28 protein-coding genes are annotated in these 22,685 nt (G+C 34.9%); 3 read left to right on the top strand and 25 right to left on the bottom strand.

The window, feature by feature from the left end; translation table 11 throughout:
* Window positions 1–6: 6 nt before the first annotated feature.
* Entirely contained in the window at window positions 7–450 is a 444-nt protein-coding gene (locus tag C1638_RS02520) for a hypothetical protein (RefSeq protein ID WP_123838311.1), read from the top strand.
* 362 nt (window positions 451–812) lie between these two features.
* A complete protein-coding gene (locus C1638_RS02525) occupies window positions 813–1,532 on the top strand; it encodes an ankyrin repeat domain-containing protein (RefSeq protein WP_109617893.1) in 720 nt (239 codons plus the stop codon).
* A gap of 121 nt (window positions 1,533–1,653) precedes the next feature.
* On the opposite strand, the gene C1638_RS02530 is transcribed toward C1638_RS02525, so the two are convergent.
* Together C1638_RS02530 and gcvP are read right to left on the bottom strand one after the other, a co-directional pair.
* Window positions 1,654–2,922: a hypothetical protein gene (locus C1638_RS02530; RefSeq protein ID WP_109617894.1), complete on the bottom strand. Its 1,269-nt coding sequence runs from the start codon at window positions 2,920–2,922 to the stop codon at window positions 1,654–1,656.
* Between the two features lie 132 nt (window positions 2,923–3,054).
* On the bottom strand, window positions 3,055–5,913 hold the full coding sequence (gcvP, locus tag C1638_RS02535) for an aminomethyl-transferring glycine dehydrogenase (RefSeq protein ID WP_109617895.1): 2,859 nt from the start codon (window positions 5,911–5,913) through the stop codon (window positions 3,055–3,057).
* A gap of 475 nt (window positions 5,914–6,388) precedes the next feature.
* Here gcvP and C1638_RS22220 point away from each other — a divergent pair, with 475 nt between their 5' ends.
* Complete coding sequence (locus C1638_RS22220; protein WP_162926100.1) at window positions 6,389–6,541, top strand: hypothetical protein; 153 nt, start codon at window positions 6,389–6,391, stop codon at window positions 6,539–6,541.
* A gap of 1 nt (window position 6,542) precedes the next feature.
* Here the strand turns inward: C1638_RS22220 and C1638_RS02540 are convergent, their stop codons facing one another.
* From C1638_RS02540 to tpx, 23 genes are all read right to left on the bottom strand, one after another.
* Complete coding sequence (locus tag C1638_RS02540; protein ID WP_109617897.1) at window positions 6,543–7,190, bottom strand: J domain-containing protein; 648 nt, start codon at window positions 7,188–7,190, stop codon at window positions 6,543–6,545.
* A gap of 422 nt (window positions 7,191–7,612) precedes the next feature.
* Complete coding sequence (locus tag C1638_RS02545) at window positions 7,613–7,870, bottom strand: hypothetical protein (protein ID WP_076351331.1); 258 nt, start codon at window positions 7,868–7,870, stop codon at window positions 7,613–7,615.
* A gap of 91 nt (window positions 7,871–7,961) precedes the next feature.
* Complete coding sequence (locus C1638_RS02550; protein WP_109617899.1) at window positions 7,962–8,294, bottom strand: hypothetical protein; 333 nt, start codon at window positions 8,292–8,294, stop codon at window positions 7,962–7,964.
* Between the two features lie 11 nt (window positions 8,295–8,305).
* Complete coding sequence (locus C1638_RS02555) at window positions 8,306–8,860, bottom strand: RNA polymerase sigma factor (RefSeq protein WP_174567008.1); 555 nt, start codon at window positions 8,858–8,860, stop codon at window positions 8,306–8,308.
* A 232-nt stretch (window positions 8,861–9,092) separates the two neighbouring features.
* Entirely contained in the window at window positions 9,093–11,102 is a 2,010-nt protein-coding gene (locus tag C1638_RS02560) for a S9 family peptidase (RefSeq protein ID WP_109617901.1), read from the bottom strand.
* A 171-nt stretch (window positions 11,103–11,273) separates the two neighbouring features.
* Window positions 11,274–11,732, bottom strand: a complete 459-nt coding sequence (locus tag C1638_RS02565; RefSeq protein ID WP_109617903.1) for a DoxX family protein — start codon at window positions 11,730–11,732, stop codon at window positions 11,274–11,276.
* A 33-nt stretch (window positions 11,733–11,765) separates the two neighbouring features.
* On the bottom strand, window positions 11,766–12,224 hold the full coding sequence (locus C1638_RS02570; protein ID WP_109617905.1) for an SRPBCC family protein: 459 nt from the start codon (window positions 12,222–12,224) through the stop codon (window positions 11,766–11,768).
* A 62-nt stretch (window positions 12,225–12,286) separates the two neighbouring features.
* Entirely contained in the window at window positions 12,287–12,715 is a 429-nt protein-coding gene (locus tag C1638_RS02575) for an SRPBCC family protein (RefSeq protein ID WP_109617907.1), read from the bottom strand.
* Window positions 12,716–12,805: 90 nt separating this feature from the next.
* Window positions 12,806–13,672 (bottom strand): VOC family protein, encoded by an 867-nt coding sequence (locus tag C1638_RS02580; RefSeq protein WP_109617909.1) that lies wholly within the window; start codon window positions 13,670–13,672, stop codon window positions 12,806–12,808.
* A 261-nt stretch (window positions 13,673–13,933) separates the two neighbouring features.
* Entirely contained in the window at window positions 13,934–14,173 is a 240-nt protein-coding gene (locus tag C1638_RS02585) for a DNA-directed RNA polymerase subunit alpha C-terminal domain-containing protein (RefSeq protein WP_228427998.1), read from the bottom strand.
* A gap of 35 nt (window positions 14,174–14,208) precedes the next feature.
* Window positions 14,209–14,622, bottom strand: a complete 414-nt coding sequence (locus C1638_RS02590; protein WP_109617911.1) for an SRPBCC family protein — start codon at window positions 14,620–14,622, stop codon at window positions 14,209–14,211.
* 85 nt (window positions 14,623–14,707) lie between these two features.
* On the bottom strand, window positions 14,708–15,139 hold the full coding sequence (locus tag C1638_RS02595; protein WP_076351310.1) for a VOC family protein: 432 nt from the start codon (window positions 15,137–15,139) through the stop codon (window positions 14,708–14,710).
* A 93-nt stretch (window positions 15,140–15,232) separates the two neighbouring features.
* On the bottom strand, window positions 15,233–16,009 hold the full coding sequence (locus tag C1638_RS02600; protein WP_109617913.1) for an alpha/beta fold hydrolase: 777 nt from the start codon (window positions 16,007–16,009) through the stop codon (window positions 15,233–15,235).
* Window positions 16,010–16,012: 3 nt separating this feature from the next.
* Complete coding sequence (locus C1638_RS02605; protein WP_076351306.1) at window positions 16,013–16,537, bottom strand: DinB family protein; 525 nt, start codon at window positions 16,535–16,537, stop codon at window positions 16,013–16,015.
* A gap of 105 nt (window positions 16,538–16,642) precedes the next feature.
* Window positions 16,643–17,104, bottom strand: coding sequence for a DinB family protein (locus C1638_RS02610; protein WP_109617915.1), 462 nt, complete (start codon window positions 17,102–17,104; stop codon window positions 16,643–16,645).
* Between the two features lie 29 nt (window positions 17,105–17,133).
* Window positions 17,134–17,544: a VOC family protein gene (locus C1638_RS02615; RefSeq protein WP_109617917.1), complete on the bottom strand. Its 411-nt coding sequence runs from the start codon at window positions 17,542–17,544 to the stop codon at window positions 17,134–17,136.
* A 77-nt stretch (window positions 17,545–17,621) separates the two neighbouring features.
* A complete protein-coding gene (locus tag C1638_RS02620; RefSeq protein WP_076351300.1) occupies window positions 17,622–18,212 on the bottom strand; it encodes a Crp/Fnr family transcriptional regulator in 591 nt (196 codons plus the stop codon).
* A 221-nt stretch (window positions 18,213–18,433) separates the two neighbouring features.
* A complete protein-coding gene (locus tag C1638_RS02625) occupies window positions 18,434–19,645 on the bottom strand; it encodes a DUF763 domain-containing protein (RefSeq protein WP_109617919.1) in 1,212 nt (403 codons plus the stop codon).
* Between the two features lie 136 nt (window positions 19,646–19,781).
* Entirely contained in the window at window positions 19,782–20,186 is a 405-nt protein-coding gene (locus tag C1638_RS02630) for a glyoxalase superfamily protein (protein ID WP_109617921.1), read from the bottom strand.
* Window positions 20,187–20,199: 13 nt separating this feature from the next.
* Window positions 20,200–20,547, bottom strand: coding sequence for a VOC family protein (locus C1638_RS02635; RefSeq protein WP_109617923.1), 348 nt, complete (start codon window positions 20,545–20,547; stop codon window positions 20,200–20,202).
* An 83-nt stretch (window positions 20,548–20,630) separates the two neighbouring features.
* Complete coding sequence (locus tag C1638_RS02640) at window positions 20,631–21,320, bottom strand: alpha/beta hydrolase (RefSeq protein WP_109617925.1); 690 nt, start codon at window positions 21,318–21,320, stop codon at window positions 20,631–20,633.
* A gap of 62 nt (window positions 21,321–21,382) precedes the next feature.
* Window positions 21,383–21,958, bottom strand: coding sequence for a Crp/Fnr family transcriptional regulator (locus C1638_RS02645; protein WP_109617927.1), 576 nt, complete (start codon window positions 21,956–21,958; stop codon window positions 21,383–21,385).
* A gap of 72 nt (window positions 21,959–22,030) precedes the next feature.
* Window positions 22,031–22,534, bottom strand: a complete 504-nt coding sequence (gene tpx, locus C1638_RS02650; RefSeq protein ID WP_109617929.1) for a thiol peroxidase — start codon at window positions 22,532–22,534, stop codon at window positions 22,031–22,033.
* Between the last annotated feature and the right edge of the window lie 151 nt (window positions 22,535–22,685).

A 22,685-nucleotide genomic window follows, 5' to 3' on the forward strand; every position in this document is an offset into this window, starting at 1 on the left:
AAAAACATGACATCACTTCACTATACATTTGAAAGAGAAATAAAAGGCAGAAAAACATTAAAAAATGTGACTGATGCTGTGCAGAATTCTTTTATGGAAAGAGAAGTAGATCATATAAACATTGACGGCAATATCATAACCGGAAAAGACAGCCTCGTGAAACTGGATTTTTCAAACAGATCTCCACTTGTGATATCTCCGGGCAAGGAATACTTCATCTATAATGAAGCCACGAGAATTTTAACTTACAAGATAGAGTCTTTTTATCCTGTATTATTTAATTTGATATACGCTGTTATTCTATTTTTAATTTTACATTTTCTAGTTGGCCATTTGATCATAGAGACTGTAATCCCTATCCTATTTTTTATTCTTATCACCTTTGTCAGCTACTTTCAATATCAATCAGTCATTGATAAGGTTTCCAGAACTCTGAATGAAAGACCTTAAAAACAGCCTCTAATTTAGTCTACAAATTCGGTATACTTTTTGATCATAAAAGTTTAATAACCAAACAAATACATTTATGATTAAAAAATTACTCTCGGGCTGTCTATTGATGACAGTATTATTCTTTTTTTCATGTGAAAAAGAAAACACACAGATGAAAAGTGGAATTTCAATTGAAACCATTTCAATGATTACAGTACTCATTATGGGTGTAGCAATCCTGGTTGCCTACAGCTATAAGAGAAGATAGCAAAATAAAATATAACAAAAGAGTCACCTTTCAGTTTTTGGGAGGTGATTTTTATTGCTATATAAAAGGGGTTTTGATTATATTTGGTACTTTGATATAAAATTAATTTCCCATGAAAACCAAAAGCTTTATTATTGCTTTATCACTACTTACATTCAACTCTGTTTACTCTCAAAAAATATTCAAGGCTATTGAAAACCAGGATTTGGAAAAAATAACCAAACTTATAGAAAAAGGTGAAAATGTAAATCAACAGATTGAAAATGGCTTAACTCCTTTATTTTCTGCCTCTGCGACTGGCAATATTAAATTGGTAGAACTTCTTATCAATAAGGGAGCTAACGTTAATACTCAGCTAAAAAGTAATGCTACAGCGTTAAATATTGCTGCTCAGGAAGGATATACAAACATAGCTGAATTACTATTAAAAAATAAAGCTAATCCTAACTTAAAAGATATCAACGGCTGGACAGCTCTAACATTTGCAGCAAGAAATGGAAAATTTGACATTGTAAAAATACTTGTAGAGAACAATGCTGAAATAGATTCTAAAGCTAATGACAACGCTACTCCATTCTGCATCGCTGTATCAAAAAACTATTTGAATATTGCAGAATATCTTTTAGGAAAAGGAACTAACATCAATAATCTTGATAAAGACAATGAAACTCCCATTATGTATTGCGCTCAATCTGGGAATACAGAGGGAGTAAAGCTCTTACTTCAATACAAACCTGATCTAACCATAAAAAATAAAGACGGCAAAACCGCTCTTGAAATAGCAAAGCAGAACAATCATCCTGAAGTGGTTAAACTACTGGAAAATATTTAAGATAAATGGAAAGATCATTAGGACTTTGAAATCACTTCACTTTGCCTGTAATTGTAACCCACAAAAAGAATAAAAAATAAATCCCTCTCATTACTGAAAGGGATTTGTTATTTCTAAGGACTTACAGACCCTGAATTTTGATCAAGACATTATTCTTGAAGTACAAATAGTTTTTCCAACCATAAACCCATTGTTCTGCCACACCGTTACTGAATTTTATTGTATTTACAGAAATTGGTTTTCCCCAAGACATCTCACACATTTCTTTGGTCATACCAATGGCAACTTTACTGTTATGAACCAAATTACCATATTTTTCACCAAACATCTTAACAAGAACTCGTCTTGATTCTTCATCATCTTTAGCCATCTTTGCTTGCTTGGCAATTTCCTGTTTATTTAAATCCTCTTGTTTCTGTAGCTTTCTTGCTTCACGTGCATTAAAATCATTTTCAGTGATGAATCTTCCTTTTTCAATCATATCATCAATAGTAACTCTTATCTCTTCTCCTTTATTATTTTTAAGAAAGAAATAAGGAAAAAGCCTGAAGTTTTCTTTTGTATCTACAAAGCTAAAATCAGCACACGTCCATTTATCGTTTTGCTTTATATATACTTCATTTCCTGTGTTTATATCTCTGAATCCACTTAAATCCCGTTCAGCAATCAGATTATTTGATGAATACTTCTTTTTCAGTTTTGTAAAGAATGAAACAAGAATAAAAGGTGCATGCTGAATACCATCATCTCTTCTTACTTTCCATAAAATAGTATCTTTGGTGATATTATCTTTCAGTTTGAATACATAAATATTATTCACACCTCCGTCTACATCTTCTAGTTTAACATCTGTTTTTTCTGATGCCAAATCCCTAGGCTCAAGACTGTTCTTAAGAACAACATCCAATATTGTAAAATATTTACCCTCAAGCGCAGCTATTTTTGTGTGAAAAACACCCTTTATTTCATTTGTCCCGATTACTTTATATTGTTCAAAAGAAGGAGCATATATATAAGTAGAATCCATAGCAGAATTTAAATATTTTTTCTCACCTGCTTTAGTTCCAAATCCGGGATTCAGCTGTTCATAAGTATAAGTGGGTATTTTTTTTACAGAAACTTTATTTTTATAATAGAAATTTTCTGTAAGCGAATCTTTCATAGTAACCTCATACTTAGGTACATATTTTTTAGATCTAGGTATATAGTACAATGTCTGCCCTATAAACTGATAGAAATCTACAGCTTTTTTTTGATATGATATATTAACCAAGCTGTCATAAGCTTTTGGTTTTTGTACAATTTTTTCGCCAGTATTCTCTTCACGAATCGTAATCTGTCCAAAGGATTTAAAGCATACTAATAATAGTAAGGCAAAAAGAAATCTCATAGTTATTATGTTTTTAAATTTGTGTTATCTGCGAAATATCAGATAATGGTTATTGATACGGTTTTAAAGGGCCAAAAATACAAAAAATCCCTCTCATTACTGAAAGGGATTTATTATATCTAAAAACTCAGATTACATATAAGCTTCAATCGGCTCACAAGTACACACTAAGTTTCTATCTCCATATGCTTCATCTACTCTTGATACAGAAGCGAAGAATTTGTGGTCTCTTACCCATTGTAACGGATAAGCTGCCTTTTCTCTGCTGTATGGCTTATCCCAAGAATCAGAGATCACCAATTGCTCTGTGTGAGGAGCGTTTTTCAATACGTTATTTGCCGGATCAGCCTGTCCGTTTGCAATCTCATCAATCTCGTGCTTAATCGCAATTAAAGCTTCAGCAAAACGATCAATTTCAGACTTGCTTTCAGATTCTGTCGGCTCAATCATCAATGTTCCTGCAACTGGGAAAGAAACGGTGGGAGCATGGAAACCATAATCCATCAATCTCTTCGCAACATCAGCCACTTCAATTCCTAAAGATTTGAACTGACGGAAATCTACGATACATTCGTGAGCTACTCTTCCATTTTCGTTTGAATATAGAATTGGGAAATGCTCAGCCAAAATTACCTTAAGGTAGTTCGCATTCATAATAGCATGTCCTGTTGCTTTTTTCAGACCATCAGTACCTAACATTTTAATGTAAGAATAAGAAATGTTAAGAATTAAACCTGAACCGTAAGGTGCTGCAGAAATACCTTCAATAGCATCTTTAGTTCCAATTCTGATATTTGCATTAGATGGTAAGAATGGTACCAAGTGCTTAGCAACACAGATTGGACCTACTCCAGGACCTCCACCTCCGTGAGGAATTGCAAAAGTCTTGTGAAGATTAAGGTGACAAACGTCTGCACCAATGTTTCCAGGACTTGTAAATCCTACCTGAGCGTTCATGTTTGCACCATCCATGTATACCTGTCCTCCATGTTCGTGGATTAGGTTGGTAATTTCCTTGATGTTAGCATCAAAGAATCCGTAAGTAGACGGATAGGTAATCATTACAGCTGATAAATTAGCTGAATGTTGTTCTGTTTTAGCTTTAAGATCTTCGAAGTCGATTTCCCCGTTTTCAAGGTTTTTAACAACAACGATCTTCATTCCTGCCATTGCTGCAGAAGCCGGGTTGGTTCCGTGCGCAGACTGAGGAATCAATACTACATTTCTGTGGTGATCACCTCTTGAGATATGGTATTCTCTGATTACCATTAGTCCTGCATATTCTCCCTGAGCTCCGGAGTTTGGCTGTAAAGATGTTCCTGCGAAACCAGTAATTTCAGCAAGATCTTTCTCAAGCTCTGCAATCATTTGCTGGTAACCACCTGCCTGATCTACCGGTACAAATGGATGTACACTACCCCAATCTGCCCATGAAAGTGGCAACATTTGAGTAGCTGCGTTAAGCTTCATTGTACAAGATCCTAGAGAAATCATTGAATGCGTCAATGATAAATCTTTTCTCTCAAGACGCTTGATGTAACGCATCAATTCTGTTTCTGTATGGTATTTGTTGAATACTTCTTCTGTAAGAATTTCATCCTTTCTAAGGTTTTCTTCCGGAATGCTGTATCCTTCTTTTATTTCTAATTTGAAAGTTTGCTTATCTTTAAATTGAGCGAAAGAAGCCATTAGATAGTTTAATTTCTCTAATGTTGTACTTTCATTGATCGCAATACTTACAACTCCTTCTGTAAAGTAGTTAAGGTTAAGTCTGTGATCCTGCATCAATCTTACCAATCTTGCTTTTTCATCCTCAGCCATTACAATTTTCACTGTATCGAAGATAGGCTCTTCTACCGTCTGATATCCTAATGCCTTAAGACCATTCTTTAATGCATTAGCTTTAAAGTGAATCTGATCAGCGATATAGTTTAATCCTTTTGGACCGTGATAAACAGCATACATACCAGCCATTACAGCCAATAGAACCTGAGCGGTACAAATGTTAGAAGTTGCTCTTTCTCTCTTAATGTGCTGCTCTCTTGTCTGTAAAGCCATTCTTAATGCACGCTTTCCGTACATATCCTGAGAAACCCCAATGATTCTTCCAGGAATATCTCTTTTATAATCTTCTTTACAAGCAAAGAATGCTGCGTGAGGTCCTCCGTAACCTAATGGAATACCAAATCTCTGTGAAGTTCCCACAGCACAATCAGCACCCATTTCAGCCGGTGACTTTAATTTCACCAAAGCCATAGGATCACAAGCAACAGCTACCTGAAGATCTAGTTTCTTATATTCTACAATATTTTCCGTATAGTCAAGAACAATACCGTTTTTTCCAGGATATTGCAATAACACTCCATAGTAAGAAGCATCGAATGCATGTGTTTTGTGGTCTCCTATTACGACTTCAATTCCAAGCCCCTCCGCCTTAGTTTTCAAAACAGAGATGGTTTGAGGCAATACAAGGTCAGAGATAAAGAATTTATTAGCTTCAGCCTTTTTCTGATCTTTGGTTCTGTTGTTGAAGAACATGTGCATTGCTTCAGCAGCTGCAGTTGATTCATCCAATAGAGATGCATTTGCCAATCCGAAACCTGTAAGATCACATACTACAGTTTGGAAATTAAGAAGCGCTTCCAGTCTTCCTTGTGCAATTTCTGCCTGATAAGGAGTATATGCAGTATACCAACTAGGATTTTCAAAGATATTTCTCTGAATAGCTGATGGTAAAAGCGTGTTGTGGTATCCGAAACCGATATAACTTGTATAATCAGTGTTTTTTGATGCCAAGTCCTTAGAATGGTTTAGCATTTCGTATTCCGAAAGCGGTTCTGAGATCTCAAGATCTTTTTCTAAACGGATAGAAGAAGGGATAGTTTGAGAAATTAACTCTTCAATACTAGAAACGCCAAGTTTTTCCAACATCGCCTGTTTATCGGCTTCATTAAGAGAAATGTGACGGCTCACAAACTGTTCTGTATTCATTTTTATTTATTAGATTTTGTTTGTAAAAAGATGCGTAAAATTACAATTTTTTACACGATTGTACAACATCATAAAACCATAGATAATTCACCCTGTCGTTCAGTTGTTTTAGTTCAATTTGCTTTTGATAGCCATCAGATAAGGTTTAGTTTATTTTAAACAGTAATTGTATAGATTCTATAAATAATACTCAATAATACAACCTATTTATTGTCAATAAAATAGTGAAATATTCATTGAAAACTTTAAATAATTTTCAGTGATTTTAAATTAATCGGGAAATATATTAAGTTCATAATTATACAGTAAAAAATGTCTTGAAATGATTAATTATGGGGAATTTAAATTCGAATTATGTTAAATTTCCAGAGTATTCTGAATGCTCAAAAAGCCAACAACACTGCTATTGATCAGGTTGTAAGAATTTTATGAAATTTTATTAATTATATTTATTCTAAATTAATATATTTGCAACATGAATATGATTGTCCCGTTTAAAGTTCAGCCTTTGGCTCCTGCATATGCATTCAATAATGAAGAGATGTTCTGTGAAAAGAAATCTTGCTGTAAGAAATTCAAGAAAGGGAAAAGATGTAAAAAGTGTCCGGGAAGAAAGAAAATGGCTTAGGCTAAATAAATTCTTTTATTAAGAAGTATAAAGCAATTCCCAAAATTACAATTCCCCAAAACAACATTGTAATTTTAGACTGCCCGTTTTTGTTCAAAGCTGTTCTCGGCTGAGATTTAAACATATCCTCTACTGTGTTTTTGAATTTCTCTGTATCATTTTCAAAAACCTCTGTAATGGTAATTCCCTGAACTACGGTTTTATGCAGAAGTGAATTCGTTGCATGAAGCAAGAGTTGGAATTTCCCATCCTTAAATTCCGTGATCTTAAAAGTTCTTTCACCATAAGGTTTCTCCAATCCGAAAGGCAATACCTTTACCACATCGGCATTACTCGTTTGCCAATTGATGATAATCTCCTCACCTTTTTTCGCATGAATTTTATTAGCTGTAAAAGTCTTTATTGCTGGCGGAATATTATATCTGAAGCTTCTTTGATGACTTTCTAAGTTCTGGTCATAGGAATGTCTTCTGCCTGGGTCACTCAATGTTTCATAAGCTTCCTGAATTTCACGGAAACGGTCTGCAAAGAAATCATCATTATCATTCTTGTCGGGATGGTATTTTAAAGACAGCTTTCGATAAGCCTTTTTGATGTCTTCTTCTGAAGCATCCTGAGATATACCGAGAAAATAGTAGTAATCTTTCATTGAGCAATACAAAAATAAGGATTTATTTTTTTTTGTTTGATATTTACGGTAAAATTTTGATAGAAGAAAAGCTCTAAAAGTCATTGCGAATCAAAGATGAAGCAGTCTCAAAATGATTTTTATATTGATGATTTGAAAACGCAAAGGCACTAAAGGTTTTATAAGGTCGTTGCTTTTAAGGCACTAGGATTTTATCTTCAATAAAATTTCAACAGCAGTTTTTTCATTCCGAGGATAGCAAGAAATCTAAACTTAGTATTAAAATAGTATTCACGCAGATTTTGCAAATGACTATATATCAATATCATCTGTGAGAAAGCGGGAAAGCAATAAAGTATAATCTATAAAATAAAAAAATTCCGGCGCGGGAAGCTCAGCTTCCCGCGCCGGAATTAAACAATTTCAATTTAGTCTTTTACGAATTATGCTTCGCAGGTATTATCTTTTCTGCAGCATCTTGAAGCGAATTCCTTTTTGAATTTTCCTTTCAATGCTTCATACTCTTCATTATTCATTTCTCTGATCTTGTCAGCTAATCCAAATGGAGATTTTTCTTTGATTCCGTATTCATCAAAAATACCTTTAATAAATCTTTTTCTTTGTACTGCTTTTTTAGCGATTAAAGCTACACCTACAACGGCTAATGCTCCAAGAGCACCTTTTAATGCTGAATTTTTCATTTTTTCAAAATTTTAAATTTTACTACTTCTTGTTTTTTATATAGACGAATGAATTTTAATTTTACTTTACTACTTCTTTAAAATTTCTAAATTATTCGTTGTTTCTGTTGAAGAATCCTCCGGAGCATTTATTCTTCCATACTTCCTTGAATTTTTCTTTGTCTTCGGGCGACCACCCTTCCATGCTTTGTCTCATTTTTCTTTCCTTGAAATCTCTCATTCCTTTACCAAAATGAAAACCTCCGAAAAGGATCTTACTTAAGATCAATATTCCCATAGACTGCCAGAACGTAATGGCCTTTACTCCTAAAATTTCCGGAAGCAGACAATTCCATAGCATCATTACAATCCATGTAACGGCTAATAAAATTAATGGTGGACATAAGAATAAAAAAATCCAGCCCTTTTTGTGTTTATGATTCATAATTTCTTTTTCTAACTTTTTAAATCTTCGTATAGTCTTCTCAACCTGTTTCTTAAATGCTTCACAGCATAGTTTTTTCTACTGATGATGGTCTTGATATTTTCTCCTTGTTCATCAGCAATCTCCTGAAGGGTTTTGTCGTTTAGTTCATTCTCTACGTAGACCAACCTTTGTTTTTCCGGGAGTTCATCAAGCGCCTCAAACAGTTTTTTCCAGATCTCATCCTGAAACATCTTCACTTCAGGACCTGCGCTATCATCCATCAATAAAATATCTTTGATGGAAAAACTACCGTCTTCATCTTCGTAAACAAAATCTTCAAGATTTTCTGTTTTCTTTTTACGATAACGGTCCGTAATCTTATTCGCAGTGACCCTGTAAAGCCAGCCTCCTACATTTACAATCTCGGAAAGATTGGTAATGCTGCTGAACTGATACCACACTTCCTGCAGAATATCTTCTGCATCCTCTGTGTTTTTCACTTTGGGACGAATATAGGACATCAGCTTTCCTCCGTAGTTGGAAACGGTCTGCGAGATGATGCTTTCTTTCTCTTTCTGTGGCATTGTTATTTTTTCGACAACCTCCATACTGATATGACGACTGTCTTCTTGGTTTTACTTTAATAAATTTATAATATTTTTCTTAGAATTCAATTTTTCTTGTATCCATCGGCTTTCTATTTCATAAAATATTTTTCTATTATTTATATACTTAACTATCTAACATCTCAATAATAACAAAAAAGAAACGGAGGATACTACATCCTCCGTTTCCATCATTATAAAAATTTTAAACTTACTTAGCCTTATTGAAATTCTCTGCAAAGAATCCTAGCATCGACTTGTAAAATTCGATTCTGTTCGGTTCTTTTCCGAATCCGTGTCCTTCATCATATTTTACCATGTAAGGTACTTCAAATCCTTTAGCACGCATAGCTTTCACAATCTGATCAGATTCATTGATATTTACTCTAGGATCATTGGCACCCTGAACTACAAATAATGGCTTTTTAATCTTATCAATCTGGAAAACAGGAGATACTTCCTTGGCGATTTTAGCTTCTTCAGGGTTATCTAAATCATACCAGATTTGTTTTACCATCTCTTTGTAAGGTTTCCAGTATTCCGGGAACGATTCGAAGAATGTAAAAATATTGGATACTCCTACATAATCCACTCCACAAGCATATAAATCGGGAGTTTTGATCAAGCCCATCAAGGTAGCATATCCTCCGTGGCTGCCTCCGTAAATTGCGATCTTATCTTTATCTACCCACCCTTGGCTGATGGCATATTTTACTCCATCTTCTACATCATCCATTGCTTTTCTTCCAATCTGCTTATATCCTGCTTTTTGGAATTCTTTTCCATATCCTCCTGAAATTCTGAAATTCACCTGAAGTGTAGCATAGCCTCTGCTTGCAAACAGCTGGCTTTCTGGGTTGAAGCCCCAATCATCTCTGATTCCCTGAGGGCCCCCATGTGGATTCACAACTAAAGGAACCTTTTTGCCTTCTAATGCTGCTTTAGGCAGGGTAATATAACCACGAATTGTTAGTCCGTCTCTACTTTTGAATTCAATTGGTCTCATTTCTGCCATATCCTCTTCTTTCAACTGTGGCATCAGGTTATAAAGAAGTTTTGTTTGCTTGGTCTTTGTGTCATACTCGTAGTACGTTCCATATAGCTTATCGCTTCCTACTACTACAAGAAGTTTATCATTATTATCATCTGAAGAAACGATACCAAATTCCTTATCTCCAAACTGAGATTTTAGCTTATCATCAATTTCTTTATAGAATTTACTTACCGGAACCGTTTCTCCTTTTACGCCGTTATAACTAACGTAATCCAGTTCATAATTTCTGTTCTTACCAGAAACACTTATTGAGCTTACATCATATACCGGATTGGAATAAACCTCCTTGATTACAGCATTTTTCTTTAAATCATATAAAACAATCTTTGCTTTATCACTGTCTAGATTAGTGACCACATAAGCTTCGTCTTTGTTCTTGGAATTATCATTAAATCTGACAATACTGAATGTATCTGACCAATCCGTTGACTTAATCAGATTGAATTTCCCTGTCTGCAGGTCTTTATAGTAAGTCTTCGTTGTTAATCCGTTTTCAAGAATAGTATATCCTCTTAAATTTCCGTCTTTATCAAAAATATAGTCGTCAATAGGGCTATTGGCATCTTTATTTTCATACAATTGGGTTATTTCTCCTGTTACGAAGTTAACTTTATAGGGTTCAAAGATCTGTTTGTTGTTCTTATTCATTGTCACTACAACGAAGTCTGTATCTTTTATCGGAATAATTGAGCCTAATGTAATTCCGTCAAATGGAGTTAAATCCTTAAGGTTACTACCATCGGTGTCCGCAGCATAAAGATGAATATTCTCATTACCCCCTTTGTCCTGTGTATAGAATAAGCGGTTTTTATTCAACCAGCCATAGGCTTTTATCAGGTCATCTTTTTCTACAATTGCCTTGGTAATTTTCCCTGTGCTTAATTCTTTAACATAGACATGATTTTTACTGTCCTTGTCTTTTTCTTTATAGGAAAGGAACTTTCCATCCGGCGATATTTTAAATTGGGAAGCCTTTGGTCTTGCAAAGTAATCTTCAACTTTATACTTGAAGTTTCCTTTGTCATAAGAAACAAGCTTCTCAAGATTAGCCTTGGTAGACGGAAGCGTGGGATCTCCCGGAAGTTTGGATGTAGAACTCTGTGCATTTATCATAATAGCAGAAAGTACAATATAAGCTGTACCGAAAATTTTGGAATTTAGATTCATAACTTATGCTTTAAAGTTAAAACTATTGCTTGCATTTAATCTTTTAATTGAAAAAATTAAAGCTTTTATATATAAGACAGCTTAAACCTCAAAACGTTACATAATTTAAGCATTATTTTTATAAAAAAAATCAAATAAATAAAAAAGACAGCTTTAAAAGCTGCCTTATATCTAATGTAAATAAATTCCAAAGTACCAGGTCCACGCTATTAAAATGATCTGCATAGGAATCCTTTGAGCGTAAAGATATTGCATCCCCGGGCCTGTATAATCTGCCTTAAAAATATTAATATTCTTTTTGGAAGAATTGATGTTAGCCACAAAGACCAACACATAAAATATGATTAATAAGATTGCCGTCATCTCACGAATAGGGGGAATCATTAAACCTATTCCTGCAGCGATTTCTAAAAGTCCGGTAAAATATACCCAAAACATTTTGCCGGGAATAAACTCCGGGATCATCATCGCCATTCCTTTCTGAAACTTAAAATGAGAGAAACCTGTAAATATGATGAATACCGCCATTCCAAGGTTCCCTGAGAATACGAAGTCTGGTTTTCCCTGAAAAACTGTGGTTCCAAGCAAAGCCAATATAAATGTGCCGAATAGGATTACTAATAATTTCATACGTTTTTAAATTCAAATAATAAGGAATGTAATTTATACTGAAGTAAGATTGACTCCTTCGGCAAGGCTTTTCACCACGATCAATCCTTTTGTAAAACCTGTATTCATATGATCTCGCCATTGTTTCTCAACCTGAACCTCAGCATGAAGTTTTGTTTTTCCCTCATAGTCGATTAGAAAATATTTTTCAAAGCATCCATTCCACTCCATTACCTCTTTGCTTTGGGTGTCTTCTATTCCGTTTTCTATCATTCCCAGGTGTTTAAAAACTATTTGGTTAGGTTCATCCAGACTGTCTATAGTAGAGACCATTCCGTCACCTTTGTCATTTAGAAAGTACGTTTTACCGCCTACTTCCCAGTCAGACTTCATGATAGATGATCCTGCACCGAAATACTGCGTCCATACGCTATATGTTTCAGGACTCCAAAGAATGTCCCAGACTTTTTGCAAGGGAGCATTGATTATTGTTTCGTAAGATAGGGTTTCCATATTTTAAAATTTTGTGATTAATTATAATACTTCCCAACCCATCTGACTTACTTTCAACCGATTTAAAGTTGGTTTTCCGAAAGATGCTTAATAATCATCTGTGCTTTGGGAAATTTTTCTTCAAAAAATGCTTTAAATTCCTCCGGAGAGTGAATTTCTGTTCTTAATAAGGTTCCGTTTTCATTTTCCTCTAAAAAATAGGTTTCTGTTGCATCTCCCCAGTTCTGTGGAACCTCAATACCATCATAAATTTCGCCCAGATGAAGAAATTTTATTTCCTCATTGGGTATAATTTTTTCAATTCTGCTGTACATCCCGTTATGCTTGGGATCAAAAAACTTGATGATATTATTCTCTTCCAGAGTTCCTTCATAAAAAGAGCCTTCCGCAAAAGCAGTTGACCATTGCCTGTAGGTAATATCTCCCCAAAGGACACTCCATACTTTTTCGGGTTCTGCATTGATCTCTATTTCATATGATAATATCTCCATACCTGTAAATTTTGAATTTGATTATGACTTGCTCCATTTCTTTAAGAGCAAAGCTTTTATAAATAGCATCAAACAATAAGCCGAAGTTTTTTAAGAATTATATGCGTCTTCTAAATCCTGAATAATTATTCTCTGCATTTTCATCATGGCCTGAACTACTTTATAAGCTTTTTCCTGATTAGAATCATTCATTAATTGAATGAGTCTTTTAGGAACAATCTGCCAGCTTACACCGTATTTGTCTTTTAACCAGCCACACATACTTTCTCTCCCTCCATTTGAAGTGAGTGTATTCCAATAATGATCGGTTTGTTGCTGATCATCGGTCATTACGACCAATGAGATTCCTTCATTAAAATCAAATTGATGATCATAGGAATTATCCATACAGAATAAAGTATAGTTGTCAATTACAAAATTGGCATGCTGAACATTTTCTGCCGGCTCCGGAATAGGATGTCCTTCACTTCCATCCCCATATTTTAATACATTTCCAATGCTTGAATTCGGGAACGTTTGGGTATAAAGCTCCATTGCTTCTTTAGCCTTACCATTGTTTTGATGAATGAACATCATGGTAGGAACTATTTTCTGATCACCAGATTTTTCTCCCAGAAACAGCTGCCATGTAACTCCATATTGATCCTGAACCCATCCATATTTTTTGCTCCATGAATAAGAGCCAAGCTCCATCAGAGCAATTCCTCCTTCCAGCAACTTATCCCAATATTTTTGAACTTCATCTTCTGTATCACAAATTACCATGAACGAAATGGAAGCGTTCTTTTTAAACTGTGGCCCACCATTCAAAAGCATCAGCCTTTGTCCGAACAAATCAATGTTCATCACAACCGGGGTATCTGCAGTAATCTCTCCTCCAAAGACATTACAGTAAAACTCTGCAGATTGTTTGGCATCTCCGTCATACCAGAGACATGGGAAAATATCTTTATTCATAAGTTTCAATTTTAAAATTGGCTTTATATAGTTTAATTATTTTTTATTGATTGATAAATTTAGCAGATCAAGTATTATAAATCTGTAAAACTTTCGTGCAAAAAAAGAATAGAAATTTTATCTGTGATACAATTTCTAAATCTTACAACAATTCATTCTTTCCTATGAAAACATAAAGCAAGAGAAATCTTATGTCTTTGCACGTAAAGAAATGATCTTTCTTTATTTGCAATGACACAATAAAAAATTTGACTTTACTTTTTACGCTTCCTTAAAAAAAAACTGATTCTCCGTCATATGGTCCTTTAATTTCATCATTGCGTTTTTTCCAAAACCATGAAGCTGCAGAAGTTCTTTTTCAGAATAATCTGACAGTTTTTCCAAAGAATCTATTTTCTCTTTTTTCAAGGCGTTTCTTGCCGGGATTGCAATCACACCAAGAAGAAAATCCTCTTTGGGATCATAGTTAATAGCATAAATGGAATTCAAACTCTTTGACATGATAACTAAATTGATCATGGCTACAAAAAATATTTTTAGTGGTTCTCTACATACTTATGGAAATTATTGAGAATAGCATACCAGCCATCTCTTTGCATTTCCACAGAATTTTGTTTTTCCGGATCGAAAACTTCAATAACTTTCGTTGTGTTTTCGTCAATCTTATCAAAAATTACTTCAACTTTTCTTCCATCTTCCATATGGTATTTAATTTTCTCATAAGGAACAACTTCATCATACACTCCTTCAAAGTCAAATGCGAAGCTTTTATCCTTTGCTTCCATTCTATTTTTAAATTTCCCTCCTACTTTCAGATCATTTTCTGAGCTAGGACATTGCCAGCTTTCATGGGCAAAGTTCCACTTCGTAATATGCTTAGGCTCATTGAAATAATTCCATACTTTTTCTACTGGAGCTAAAATTGTAATGTCTATTTTAATTGGATCCATTGTTCTACTTTTTAGTGATTTGAATAAAAGAGCTGCCCAAAACAGGCACCTCTTTTATGGTTAGTTAAATATAGTAAATATAAGGTTATTTTGTATACTCTTCATTATAATTCACCATCCAATGAACACCATATTTATCCTGAAAGCTCCCAAAATAGTCACCCCAAAACTGATCTTCAAGGGGCATTTCTACATTTCCACCCTCAGAAAGCCCTTTAAAAATTCTTTCTGCATCGTTTCTTGAATCAGGGAAAATAGAAACATAGTTGTTATTTCCTACCGTTAAGGTTTGTCCAAAGCCCGGAACGATATCTGATGCCATCAAAAGGTCGCTTCCTATGGGTAGTGCAATATGCATCACTCTGTTTTTTTCCTCATCTGAAAGGTTTTCAGTACCGGGAGCATTTCCCATTTTATGAACTTCTCCTACGAACTCGCCTCCAAAAACAGATTTATAAAAGTTAAAAGCTTCTTCAGCTGTTCCATCGAAATTTAGGTACGGATTTAATTTTGCCATGATTTTTAATTTTAAATGTTATTGTTTATGGGAAACACAAATGACAAGGATCATTCACTAATTACACCAATGCCACAAGTGTTATTTATTGTCTTAATTATTCAGAAATTGCTCTACTTCTTTCACTGTAAAGTCCAGTAAATTTTCATTGATGCTCCCATCGAAGTCAGCCATCATATAAGTTCCGTGAGTTGCGGGAAGTATCATTAACGTAGAATTTTTCACTAAACGCCACATTGCTATCGTATGTTCCGGCTTCATTACGTCTTTATCACCACTAATGAATAATGTAGGTGATTGTATTGAGGTAAGAATTTCATCTCCCCAGTCTTCAAAGGTTTGCATTCTTTTGCAATCCTTATCAAAGAGATTTTCCAGTTTTGAAAAATCAGGATTGAGATTTAAGAAATTGATCTTAAATGGTTCAGGCATTGATTCAAAGGTCACTTCCTGCATCCCTTCGAAGAAGCCATCCATCATGCCTTCTTTTTTATAAAATGCGGATGCAACCACCATTTTTTCTACGATATTGGGATGGCGGTGAGCTATTTGCATCACAGTGTTTCCGCCATTACTGAATCCCCAAAATGAGGCTTTATCTATGTTTATTTCCGCTAAAAGAGCAACCACATCATCGGCATCCTGCTGAAATGTTTCAGGAATATCACGATGCTCGCTTCGTCCATGATTTTGAAGATCAATCCCTATAAGCTGAAATTTGCTTTCCAGCCTTGTAATGGCTTCTTTAAAATCATACAAAATAGAAGAACCGCCACCATGAATCAACACTAATGGTTTTCCGGATCCGTAGATTTCATAATACAACTGTATCCCATTCACCCATTTATAGCCTTTTTCTACAGGATTCATAGGTTAGTAATTAAGGTTTTCATCCACATCATACTTCATTCCCGGATAGTTTAAGATTCTACGCATCAAACCTATTTGCCCGCATAGATAATCTTCTCGACCAATGCACATTCCCGCAAAATTGAGCTTTGTTTCTTTTACAAAGGGAATGTTCATGCCTATTTCAAAGATCTCATCCAGTTCTTCATCAGTTATTTCCCATAATTTTTGATATACTTTTGGAGAAATATCATGGAAGTTCTTCTTCAAATCTGCCAAGGTTGGGTATTTAATGCTTTCATCCAAAGCTTTTCCCTGAAAAAAAAGATCATTGTTTGGATCCTGTTCCTGCAGTCCAAGTACCCAGCCCAAGCCGTAGCGCATATTCACAAAGTTCCCTGCCATCCATACAATGTGATTGGTTTTGTTTTCAATTCTTTTCAAGCCATCTTCTTCCGAAATACCATCCAAAACATTCATAAAGCCTTGGGTATGCATTCTGTAAGCCGGAATGATGAGTTCTATTTTTTTTGATTTTGGTGTGTCCATTTTAACTATTTTTTATGGATTTAAAAGTAAATATTGGAAAATATAAAGACGAGACTTTAACTTCTGATAATGCTTTTAAGCACTGTTCTCTTACAGATTTTAATATCATCTTATGGCTCCTGGTCTTCCAAGAATTCTTCGGAGATACCCTAGCTGCCCTCCGTGATAAATCTCGTGGAGACAGAGTGTTGAAATATCTTTCACATTTTCTTCCTTAAAGTTTTCAAGGACATTCAATTTGGCTTCCAACTTATCTTGTGATTGCTGGAGATATGATTTGAGTTCATCAAAATTTATAAACTCTGCTTTTCTGTCCCAGGCAATTTCACCTCTGTTGTAACATGAGAATTTTTCACCATCCCAAATTGATTCTTCTCCTAAAATATTCAATAAGCTGTTTCTGATGTAGATCAAATGTCCCAGAATCCAGTTCATACAATTGGCTTCATCATTAGGAAAAATCATTGATTCTTCATGGGTAATTCCCTCTGTATTTAAAGTAACTATTTTGAGACTGCTGAATATCTGGTTTTTCACCAATTCTATCTCATTCGACTTTGTTTCCATATTTCTAATGTGATGGGTAGACTGATAAATTATTCTGTAGGAATCTGAGAAGCGTCTGCATGCATTACTTCCCACTGATGACCGTCAATATCTGCAAAAGCACTTTGATACATCCATCCATGATCCATGGATTCACTATACTTTGAACCTCCGTTTTCAATGGCTGTCTTCACGATCTGATCCACTTCTGCACGGCTGTCTACTCCAATGGCAAGAAGCACCTGCGTGGTGTCTCCTTTAGCATAAGGTCTGTTGGTAAATGTTTGGAAAAACTCTTCTTTCAAAAACATGGTGTAGATATAATCTTCTTTCATTACTACACATATTGCTTTATCATCTGAAAACTGCTCGTTAATGGAAAACCCCAGCTTCGTCCAGAATTCTCTGGTTTTTTGTACGTCTTTTATAGGTAGATTGACATAGATTTGATTGACTTTCATTTTTGTAATTTTTGGTGTTAAACTTTAAACCAAAATTACCAAGGTGTAATGAAAATCTACTTGTCATAGGGCAAGATTTAATTTTTCTTGGGATGTGAAACCAATTCTTTACGGATTCTGCTCAGGGAAGTGTCTGTTACACCTAGATACGAAGCTATCTGCTTCAATGGAGCAAACTGTACTACTTTGGATTTCTGTTCCAACAGATTAAGGTATCTTTTGGTAGCAGAAAGGGTAAACATTTCTACAGATCTTTGTTTATAAGCAAAGAGTTCCTTGGACATCCATGATCTCCCCCATTCCCTTAGATTGGGAATTTTATGGAATAGCTCCTGAAAGGTATCATAATCCAGCTTCCAGCATTCACAATCTGTAATGCAGACAATATTTTCCTGAGACGGAATTCTTTGAAACATTGATAAAACCTCAATAATCACTTCATTTTCTACAAAAAAGTGGGTGGTTACTTCATTTCCGTTGAAATCATTAACAAATGAGCGAGCCAAACCGCTATCCAGAATATAGTATTCATTGGCTGTTTTTCCTTCTTCAAGAATAAAATCACCTTTTTGAAATGATGTCTTTTCGTGTGCCTGAAATATTTCCTCAAGCTCTTCCTGAAAGAAAAATGGGAAATCATAGCATATTTCTAAGGATTTATTAGTCATCAGATCGTTTTTTTAAGACTTTAAAAATAGAATTTTTAATTGAATGAAGATAAAAAATATTAAACAAAATAATTTTTCCCTTAATTTAAATCACATACCTTATTGAAAGTAAAATATTTTAATCAATTGAAAAAATTAAACAGATGTTTTGTTTTTTGGTGAAAATATGGTAATAGTGATAATGGAAATGGATATATCTCTTTTTGTCTTTATCGGGAATCTTAAAACAGGGACAGCTGAATACCATTGGAAGAATCAGGTTTCTTAGCATCTCCAAATACTGTTTTACCACCAAAGCGCCATGAATTCTGTCTTTCTTCTTCAATGACTTCCTGAATATCAAAATCCGGGGTAAAATCTTTTTCGGCGGTGGTTATTATTTGATGGAGTTTATTTAATGTATTCAATTTGTCAGAGTTTCCGAGTTTGGACTTTTCTATTCCTCTTCGGAGAATACTGATACTTTCATCGTAGGTATTAATTGGAACCGGAAAAGGATGACCGTCCTTACCTCCGTGGGCAAAGGAAAACCTTGCAGGATCAGCAAATCTTGCCGGAGCACCATGAATTACTTCACTGACTAAGGCCAAAGACTGCATTGTTCTGGGCCCTACTCCTTCCAACATCAACAAATCCTCAAAATTCTGTGGTTGTTGTTCTCGGGTTACATATAAAAGTGCTCCCAGACGTTTAAGATCAACATCCGAAGCCCGAACATCATGATGAGCAGGAAGAATCAGCCTTGAAAAATCTTTCATTACATCTATAGAGTCTGTGTGGGAAATATCCAAAATTCCTTTTCGATTTCCTGCCGCTTCTGAATCTGTGAGGTTTAAAATATGCCCTCTTGAAACACCACTGATTCCTGTATGTGGCTCTTCTACAAATGAAGTTATGTTTTCAGAATGCCAATGATATCGTCTTGCAGTTCCGTCAGATTCATGCATTCCCTGTTGAATAACACTCCAGTTTCCATTATCTGACAAGACAAAATTATGCAGGTACAATTGATATCCATCCTGAATAGCTGTATTATCCACCTTGGCAGAAAGTTTACTGGCTCTTACCAATTCAGTACCGTTGAGACCTGTTTTTTCAGCAATCTGAATGAGTTCCGATGGGGTTTCTCTGGAAAACTTTCCCTTTCCTCCACAAATATAAAGCCCCAGTGATTGGGAATTGGGATTAATAGACCGTTTCAAGGCTCCCATAACAGAAGTGGTAATTCCTGAAGAATGCCAATCCATTCCCATTACTGCTCCAAAGCTCTGGAACCAAAACGGGTCTGCTAACCGGCGTAATACCTCATCCTTACCATAATCCATGAGAATCACTTCAACAATGGAAAGTCCAAGAATAGACATACGCTCGTACAACCACGGCGGTACTTTACCGTAGTGAAGAGGCAGATCTGCTGTTCCTGAACGTTTCATTTGTCAATTTTGGAAAACAAAGTTAGGCTTAATATTTCAAATTCATCATGAACACAGCCAAGTTTAAATAAGTAAAAAAAGACAAATAATTACTTTTATAATCCCAAGGAGTTTTTTAGAACAGCTGCTTTTCAGATCAATGAGTTGAGTGAAGATTTAAGGCTCCGTGCTTCTTTTCATCAAACTTTTCATTGAAAATAATCTTATTTCCAAAAGGATCATTCACAGTGAAAGAGACTGCATCATAAAAGGTTTTCCCAAGCCCGGGACGGTTGTATTTATAATTTTTATCGATGAGTTCTTTGTGATATTCTACAACACCCTCTCCCCAGATAAAAATACTGCTTCCTGGGCTTGCATCGCCATGATGCTCGCTCAGGTGAAAAACCATGTTCTCTTTTTTCACCTCTATATAAACGGGAAAATTTTCTTCAAACCGATGTTCCCATACGATTTCAAACCCTAGCCAGTCAATATAAAACTCAAGTGTTTTCTGGTAATCAAAAATCCTGAGCACAGGAATAATCTGTTCTGCTTTCATAGTATGCTGTATTTTATTGATGAGAAAGAATATTAATTAATTTTCCAAATGGATCTTTTACAAAAAACCTACGGACTCCCCAATCTTCATTGGTAATTTCGTAAGTAATCTCAAAGCCTGCCTGCTTCATTTTACTATAAATTTCATCCACATAATCTACTTCTATAGAAAGATCGGGAACTTCTGTATCATTTCCTCCCTGTTGAGCAAAACTGATCTGCACCTTTGTCTCTTCATCGTTACCAAGGGTCTTGATCCAACCATGATCCATCAAAACATCAAGCTCTAAAATATCCTGATAAAAGTGGTTACTTCCTGCCAGATCATTGGTCTTTATATTGGCTACAATTCTCTTTACCATTTCAATTATATTAATAAAAAAAGCTCTGTGAAAATACTTAAAATTTTCCAGAGCTTTATAAATTCTTTATTCTCAATTACTTTCTAGAGTGAAGAAGCGGCTTCTAAAATAAGCTGTGTAACTTCTTCGGGATGAGATGCTAACGAAGCATGCCCAGCATCCAAAGTAATTATTTTCTTAGGCTGAAGACGTTCTGCCATTTCTTTTTCTGTTTCCGCAGGAATCATATGGTCATTCGATGAAATCTGATACCAACTTGGTCGCACTTTCCAGGCAGGTTCACCCGCTACATCACCAAAACACTGCCCATGAATCGGTTTTTGGGATAATGCCATTACCAAAGCTTTTTCATCATCCAAATCTTGGCAGAAAGCGGATTTAAACTCATCATATTTGATCCATAAAAACCCTTTGTCATCAGGATAAATACTTGCGCCACCCGGAGATTCCCTTCTTCCTAAAAGGGATCCTAAACTATCTCCTGCATCAGGTGCGAAAGCTGCAATATAAACAAGGCCGGCTACTTTATCATGATGTCCTGCACCTGAAATAACAGCTCCACCATAAGAGTGTCCTACCAGAAGTACTTTTCCATCCTGAGCATCGATAAGATCTTTTGTTTTATCAATATCATTCTGCAAAGAAGTTAAAGGGTTTTGAACACTTCTTACTTTATAACCTGCTTTTACAAGTGAAGGGATAACATACTGCCAGTGAGAACCATCTCCCCAAGCTCCGTGTACCAAAATAATGGTTAAATCTTTTTGTTCCATAATAATTAAAATTTGATAATAGTAAAACTACGACCTAAAATTTCATCTGACGTTAACTTAAGTTAATTTATAATTCTACTACGGATTCGACTAAGAGATTGTTCTGTAACTCCCAGATAACTTGCTATATGTTTTTGTGCTATTTTCTGGAAAAGAAGGGGTTGTTGTTTTAAAAGATTTAAGTATCTGTTTTCTGGAGACAGGCATAATAAATCATCAATCCTTTTTTTGGCGTCCAAATAAATTTTTTCACTCATCACCCGTCCAAATTTTTGCCAGTATGCTTCTTTCTGATATAATGCCTGCAAATGATCTTTACTCAGCAGCAGAATTTCACAATCTCCCAACGCCTGAATATTCATATTGGAGACCGTATCACAAAGAATGCTTTCATAATCGGTGAAAAATTCATTTTCAAAATAAAATCCAAAGTTGATTTCCTTTCCCTGATCATTAATATAAAAGCTTCTGATGATTCCTTTTTTAATAAATCCCAGATATCTGCATTTGTCACCCTGTTTCAGGAAAAAGTCTGATTTTAAAAGCTTAGTATCTTTAAGGAGTGCATAAAATTCATCGAAATGCTCCTGATCTACCTGAAATAGCTCTCCGTATTTTGTGTAGTGGTCTGACATCATTTATGGTGTATTTTAGATTCAAAAAAGCCTTGCAAAAGTTCATTCACAAGGCTTTTTAAAAGATTATTTCTATTATTGATTCAAGGCTGTAAGCGCTGCATCATAATTAGGTTCGTTTGCAATTTCTGAAACTTGTTCTGTATAAATTACTTTATTGTTTTCGTCTGTAACAATCACCGCGCGGCTTAGCAAGCCTTTCAAAGGAGAATCTGTAATGGTCACTTCATAATCATCACCAAAGCTGCTTCTGAAGTCAGAAAGAGTCTCTACATTGTTCAATCCCTCTGCTGCACAGAATCTTCCTAATGCAAAAGGAAGGTCTTTAGAAACATTAATTACTACTGTATTATCCAATTTTGAAGCTTCTTCATTGAATTTTCTACTTGAAGCAGCACAAGTTGGAGTATCAATACTTGGAAAAATATTGAATACTTTTTTCTTTCCTTCAAAGTTTTGAAGAGTCTTTACATTTAACCCAGAATCTACTAAGGCAAAATCCTTAACTTTTGTTCCTACTGATGGTAATGCTCCTATTGTGTGTACTTCGTTTCCTTTTAAAGTGATTGTCGTTGACATAATATTTATTTTTTTAGTTTTTCAAATTTAATCAAAAATAGATTTTTTTTCTGTGTAATTAAGGTTAAATTAATCTTAAAGTAAAAAATCTAGGCGTAGAATTCATCCCAAAATTTAAATTTTAACTAAATTTGTGGGACTTAAAATTTCA

It is taken from the genome of Chryseobacterium oncorhynchi (assembly GCF_002899895.1).
Lineage (GTDB): Bacteria > Bacteroidota > Bacteroidia > Flavobacteriales > Weeksellaceae > Chryseobacterium > Chryseobacterium oncorhynchi.

Bases quoted from the DNA above. Each gene is read 5' to 3' on its own strand.
- C1638_RS02555 (WP_174567008.1), bottom strand. From the start codon at position 8,860: ATGCCACAGAAAGAGAAAGAAAGCATCATCTCGCAGACCGTTTCCAAC.
- C1638_RS02600 (WP_109617913.1), bottom strand. From the start codon at position 16,009: ATGAATCCTGTAGAAAAAGGCTATAAATGGGTGAATGGGATACAGTTG.
- C1638_RS02645 (WP_109617927.1), bottom strand. From the start codon at position 21,958: ATGATGTCAGACCACTACACAAAATACGGAGAGCTATTTCAGGTAGAT.
- C1638_RS02575 (WP_109617907.1), bottom strand. From the start codon at position 12,715: ATGGAGATATTATCATATGAAATAGAGATCAATGCAGAACCCGAAAAA.
- C1638_RS02560 (WP_109617901.1), bottom strand. From the start codon at position 11,102: ATGAATCTAAATTCCAAAATTTTCGGTACAGCTTATATTGTACTTTCT.
- C1638_RS02565 (WP_109617903.1), bottom strand. From the start codon at position 11,732: ATGAAATTATTAGTAATCCTATTCGGCACATTTATATTGGCTTTGCTT.
- gcvP (WP_109617895.1), bottom strand. From the start codon at position 5,913: ATGAATACAGAACAGTTTGTGAGCCGTCACATTTCTCTTAATGAAGCC.
- C1638_RS02520 (WP_123838311.1), top strand. From the start codon at position 7: ATGACATCACTTCACTATACATTTGAAAGAGAAATAAAAGGCAGAAAA.
- C1638_RS02640 (WP_109617925.1), bottom strand. From the start codon at position 21,320: ATGGAACAAAAAGATTTAACCATTATTTTGGTACACGGAGCTTGGGGA.
- C1638_RS02545 (WP_076351331.1), bottom strand. From the start codon at position 7,870: ATGAAAAATTCAGCATTAAAAGGTGCTCTTGGAGCATTAGCCGTTGTA.
- C1638_RS02615 (WP_109617917.1), bottom strand. From the start codon at position 17,544: ATGAAAGTCAATCAAATCTATGTCAATCTACCTATAAAAGACGTACAA.
- C1638_RS02635 (WP_109617923.1), bottom strand. From the start codon at position 20,547: ATGGTAAAGAGAATTGTAGCCAATATAAAGACCAATGATCTGGCAGGA.
- C1638_RS02540 (WP_109617897.1), bottom strand. From the start codon at position 7,190: ATGAAAGATTACTACTATTTTCTCGGTATATCTCAGGATGCTTCAGAA.
- C1638_RS02595 (WP_076351310.1), bottom strand. From the start codon at position 15,139: ATGGCAAAATTAAATCCGTACCTAAATTTCGATGGAACAGCTGAAGAA.
- C1638_RS02530 (WP_109617894.1), bottom strand. From the start codon at position 2,922: ATGAGATTTCTTTTTGCCTTACTATTATTAGTATGCTTTAAATCCTTT.
- C1638_RS02525 (WP_109617893.1), top strand. From the start codon at position 813: ATGAAAACCAAAAGCTTTATTATTGCTTTATCACTACTTACATTCAAC.
- C1638_RS02580 (WP_109617909.1), bottom strand. From the start codon at position 13,672: ATGAATAAAGATATTTTCCCATGTCTCTGGTATGACGGAGATGCCAAA.
- C1638_RS02630 (WP_109617921.1), bottom strand. From the start codon at position 20,186: ATGAAAGCAGAACAGATTATTCCTGTGCTCAGGATTTTTGATTACCAG.
- C1638_RS02625 (WP_109617919.1), bottom strand. From the start codon at position 19,645: ATGAAACGTTCAGGAACAGCAGATCTGCCTCTTCACTACGGTAAAGTA.
- C1638_RS02570 (WP_109617905.1), bottom strand. From the start codon at position 12,224: ATGGAAACCCTATCTTACGAAACAATAATCAATGCTCCCTTGCAAAAA.
- tpx (WP_109617929.1), bottom strand. From the start codon at position 22,534: ATGTCAACGACAATCACTTTAAAAGGAAACGAAGTACACACAATAGGA.
- C1638_RS02620 (WP_076351300.1), bottom strand. From the start codon at position 18,212: ATGACTAATAAATCCTTAGAAATATGCTATGATTTCCCATTTTTCTTT.
- C1638_RS02585 (WP_228427998.1), bottom strand. From the start codon at position 14,173: ATGTCAAAGAGTTTGAATTCCATTTATGCTATTAACTATGATCCCAAA.
- C1638_RS02590 (WP_109617911.1), bottom strand. From the start codon at position 14,622: ATGGATCCAATTAAAATAGACATTACAATTTTAGCTCCAGTAGAAAAA.
- C1638_RS02550 (WP_109617899.1), bottom strand. From the start codon at position 8,294: ATGAATCATAAACACAAAAAGGGCTGGATTTTTTTATTCTTATGTCCA.
- C1638_RS02605 (WP_076351306.1), bottom strand. From the start codon at position 16,537: ATGGACACACCAAAATCAAAAAAAATAGAACTCATCATTCCGGCTTAC.
- C1638_RS22220 (WP_162926100.1), top strand. From the start codon at position 6,389: ATGAATATGATTGTCCCGTTTAAAGTTCAGCCTTTGGCTCCTGCATAT.
- C1638_RS02610 (WP_109617915.1), bottom strand. From the start codon at position 17,104: ATGGAAACAAAGTCGAATGAGATAGAATTGGTGAAAAACCAGATATTC.